Genomic DNA, 3,698 nt, shown 5'->3' with positions numbered 1-3,698 from the left:
CCATCTGCTTCTGCGCCTGGATGGCGCGGGGAGTGAACACCTTGTTCATCAGGCTGCGCATGTTGCGGTGCTCGGGCGGGTCCATGAAGATGATCATCTTCATCCCCGTGGCCGTCGGCACGCCGCTTCTCACCGACGAAAGATCCACACCGAAGCGCGACGAGTAGGTCTCGAAGTCCTTGAACGCGGGCGAGACGTCTTCGTGCCGGGTCAGCGCGTAAAAGTCATGCTCCTCGCTGTAATAGACCGGCGCCTCGTCGCGCATCCGGCGATACGTCTCGTAGGCCCCATCGAAGAAGTCCTGCGAAAACGGGTCGAATACGACCTTCGCCTGGGTCATCAATGCTCCTGAGCTGTGTGAACGGATCTTTATTCGTTACGTATGGCTGTTGGCCTGTAACCCTAGCGGTAATGACGTTTCCCCAAAAGAGAATGAGGCATTCAAGAAATGTGTCTCATCGGTGAAGCGCCGTGTCGACAATTTCGGAAAGCGGCCCGAGGTCGCCGCCCAGTTCGGCGACCGTTGCGCGGACCATCGCGACGTCCTTGCCGATGAAGTCGCCGACGGCGTCGATGAAGGCTCTGGTGGACCCCGCCCGCCCGATATTGCCCAGCGCGCGGCTGGCCGCGCTTCCGTGCGTGAGCGCCTCGAGCAGGGTGGGTTCCGAGACGCCGAGCAGACCGCCAAGCCGTACCCCCTCGGCCACCAGTCCGATCTGCGCGGCGAAGAGCGCGTTGTTGATCAGCTTCACCAGCTGACCCGTGCCTGTGTGGCCCACATGCAGGACCGGGTCACCGTAGGTGCTCAGCAGCGGGTGCACCCTCTTCACCGCGTCGTCTTCGCCCCCGACGAACAGCGTCACCCGGCCTGCGACGACGTCGTGTGGACCCCCGCTCACCGGAGCATCGACCACGTCGACCCCGAGGGTGACGATCGACTGGGCGGTGCGCGGGCTGCCTGTGGTGTGTATGACGAGCACGGCGTCAGGGGACATGGCGGCGACCAGGCCGTCCGCCAAACAGACCTGGCGCACCTGGTCGTCGGTGAACACACAGACGATGACGGCATCGGCGTCCTCGGCGACGGCCGCCGGATCGTTCACCGGGGAGGCGCCCAAATGATGAACGGCTGCAGCCTTTTCGGGTGTGCGGCCCAGCGCACGGACCTCATGGCCGGCGTCGACCAGACGACGGACCATCGGGGCGCCCATTCGGCCAGTGCCGATGAATCCGACCCGTGTCATCGCGGATGTTGCAGCGCAATCAGCGCGGCATCGGCGGCGTCGAAGACCGCACCCTGGGGCGCCGACGCGGCATCGGCGATGCTCGCGGCGTGCCGGACATCCTTCTGCAGGAGCGCACCGGCTATGGAAGCGAGTTGGTCTGTCCGGCCGCCGAACGCGGTGATGCTGGACAACGCCTTGCTGTTGGCCGAACCGCGGGTGACGACCTCGCCGAGCTTCTCACGCGGAATACCAAGGGATTCACCCAGTTCCAGCGCGCTGGCGGCGCTGCCCAGGTTGGCGGTGAACAACAGGTTGTTCAAGATCTTGGCGAGCTGTCCGCTGCCGAGCGGGCCGAGGTGCACGATGGGATCGGCATATGTCGCGAACACCGGGCGGCAGCGATCGACGACCTCGTCGTCGCCGCCGACCATCACCAGCAACTGGCCCTCCTCGGCGGCGGGTCCGCCACCGCTCACCGGGGCGTCGATGATCGAAACCCCCTGCTTAGCAGCGGATTCAGCCAGCTCCCGACATGTATCAGGATGCACTGTGCTGTGGATCGCCACGATCCCACCCGGCGCCAGCCCGGCCAGCACGCCGTTGTCGCCCGCCAGGACCTCCCTCACGTCGTCGTCGCCGACGACGCACAGACAGACCAGGTCGCTGGCCGCCGCCAACTCGGCCGGTGACTGCGCGGTCTTCGCGGAGGTGTCGGCGAAGGGTGCGAGGGTGGCGGGTCTGCGCGCCCACAACGTCACGTCATAGCCGCCTCCGACGATCCGTCGTGCCATCGGCCCACCTTGGCTGCCGAGTCCGATGAAACCGACGCGCATCAACCCGCCTCCAATTCTTCACGTGCGGCGGCACATTCGTCGACGAACGACAGCACCCGCCGGTGGTATTCACCCGCACTCCAGCCCACGCTGAGGTTGTGGCCGCTGTTGGGCATGTCGTTGACGACGACCCGTTGCGCCGACGTGAACAACGCCGCGACGGCCTGTGCGGCCTGTGGTGTGGACTCCCAGACGCGCTCGTGATCGGCGACGCTGAATTCGACGGGCACCGTCACCCTTGCTGCGATCTCACCGAAGTCGCGGCGCGGCCAGTTCGCGGTCACCTCGGCCTCGTACGGTGCGCCTGGAGCCGACAGACCGCCGGTCAGCACTTCGGGGGGATAGAGGTCGGTGGGTTGCCACAGCAGATCCCGCAGACCCGCGGGGCGCGATGTCGCGGTGGCCTCACTGATGATGGCCTTGGCCGCATCGCCGTACCGAAGCCCGGTCCCTGACAGCTCGACACCCAGCACGTCGGTCGCACGTTGGTCGACCGCCATCCGCAGCCCAATCTCACAGCCCGCCGAGTGGGCCAGCAGGAAAAGCCCTGCGCCGCGGGAACTGTCGGCAACGATCTTGTCGACGGCGCCGAGGGCGAAGCCGACCCGACGGTCCGCATGGGTCATCTTGTCGTGGTAGAAGGCGGACGCACCGTAGCCGGGGCGGTCCAGCCCAATGGCCGTGTAGCCCTCGGCGGCCGCGGCACGCAGCAAGGACAGCTCCGGATGCCCTGGGCAGTCGAAGTACGCCGCCGACGTCGCCCCGCCGTGCACCGCGACGATGACGGCCTTGGGCTCCGGCACCGAGGCGACCAACGCGGACATCGGCACCCCGTCGGTCAGCACGACGCGTGGACGCGGTTGAGGCTCGCTCATGTGACTATTCGGCCGTCCGGAGCAGAATGGCACCGCTCGGTGTCAGGCCGCCACTGCTGACCACCCCGACGCGAGCCCCCTTTACTTGGCGCTCGCCCGCATCGCCGCGCAACTGGACGACGGCCTCGTGGATCAAACCCATGCCGTGCGTGCGCCCGTGTGACAGTTGACCACCGTGCGTGTTCAACGGAATCACGCCGTCACGGGCGATCGCTTTGCCGCCGTCGATGAAGTCCTTCGTCTCGCCGATTCCGCAGAAACCGAGCCCCTCGAGCCATGACAGGCAGTTGAACGAGAAGCCGTCGTAGAGTTCTGCCACATCGACGTCTTTGGGCCGCAACGATGTTCGAGTCCACATATGGGCGGACTGACCCAGCACCTGTGGTTCGTGGGTCATCGTGGTCTGATCCCAGTCAGTGCGCTCGACGATCTGGGTGCCGACCGCTTCGAACAGCACGGGCGTGCGCGGCAAGTCCTTGGCGACATCGACCGCCGACACGATGATCGCTACGGCGCCATCGCACGGCACGTCGCAGTCGTAGAGCCCGAACGGGGTGGTGATCAGCCGGGCGTTGAGGTAATCGTCCATCGTCATGGGGTCGCGGTAAATAGCGGTCGGGTTCAATGCGGCATTGGCCCTCTGGTTCAACGCGATCCAGCCGAGCGTCTCCCTCGTGGTGCCGTACCGGTCGAAGTGCCGCTGCGCGTTCAAGGCGAGCGTGTGCGCGGCCGATGTCGCGCCGAAGGGCATCTGCCAGCTCGAG

At 66.2% G+C, this 3,698-nt stretch carries 4 protein-coding genes and 1 pseudogene; all 5 read right to left on the bottom strand.

Annotated features, from left to right (window positions below; genetic code table 11):
- Nucleotides 1-340 (bottom strand): annotated as a pseudogene (locus QOJ24_RS23070) (cytochrome P450); the annotation flags it as partial.
- 115 nt (nt 341-455) lie between these two features.
- Entirely contained in the window at nt 456-1,244 is a 789-nt protein-coding gene (locus QOJ24_RS23065; RefSeq protein ID WP_526265510.1) for an NAD(P)-dependent oxidoreductase, read from the bottom strand.
- On the bottom strand, nt 1,241-2,059 hold the full coding sequence (locus QOJ24_RS23060; RefSeq protein WP_526265508.1) for an NAD(P)-dependent oxidoreductase: 819 nt from the start codon (nt 2,057-2,059) through the stop codon (nt 1,241-1,243). Before QOJ24_RS23060 ends, QOJ24_RS23065 begins: the two co-directional genes overlap by 4 nt.
- Complete coding sequence (locus tag QOJ24_RS23055; RefSeq protein ID WP_526265506.1) at nt 2,059-2,934, bottom strand: alpha/beta fold hydrolase; 876 nt, start codon at nt 2,932-2,934, stop codon at nt 2,059-2,061. Before QOJ24_RS23055 ends, QOJ24_RS23060 begins: the two co-directional genes overlap by 1 nt.
- Before the next feature lie 4 nt (nt 2,935-2,938).
- On the bottom strand, nt 2,939-3,698 hold a 760-nt coding region (locus QOJ24_RS23050; protein ID WP_526265504.1), incomplete at its 5' end, for a thiolase family protein.

It is taken from the genome of Mycobacterium sp., from assembly GCF_032159775.1.
Classification (GTDB): Bacteria; Actinomycetota; Actinomycetes; order Mycobacteriales; family Mycobacteriaceae; genus Mycobacterium.
This window is presented reverse-complemented; position numbering and strand designations above follow the sequence as displayed.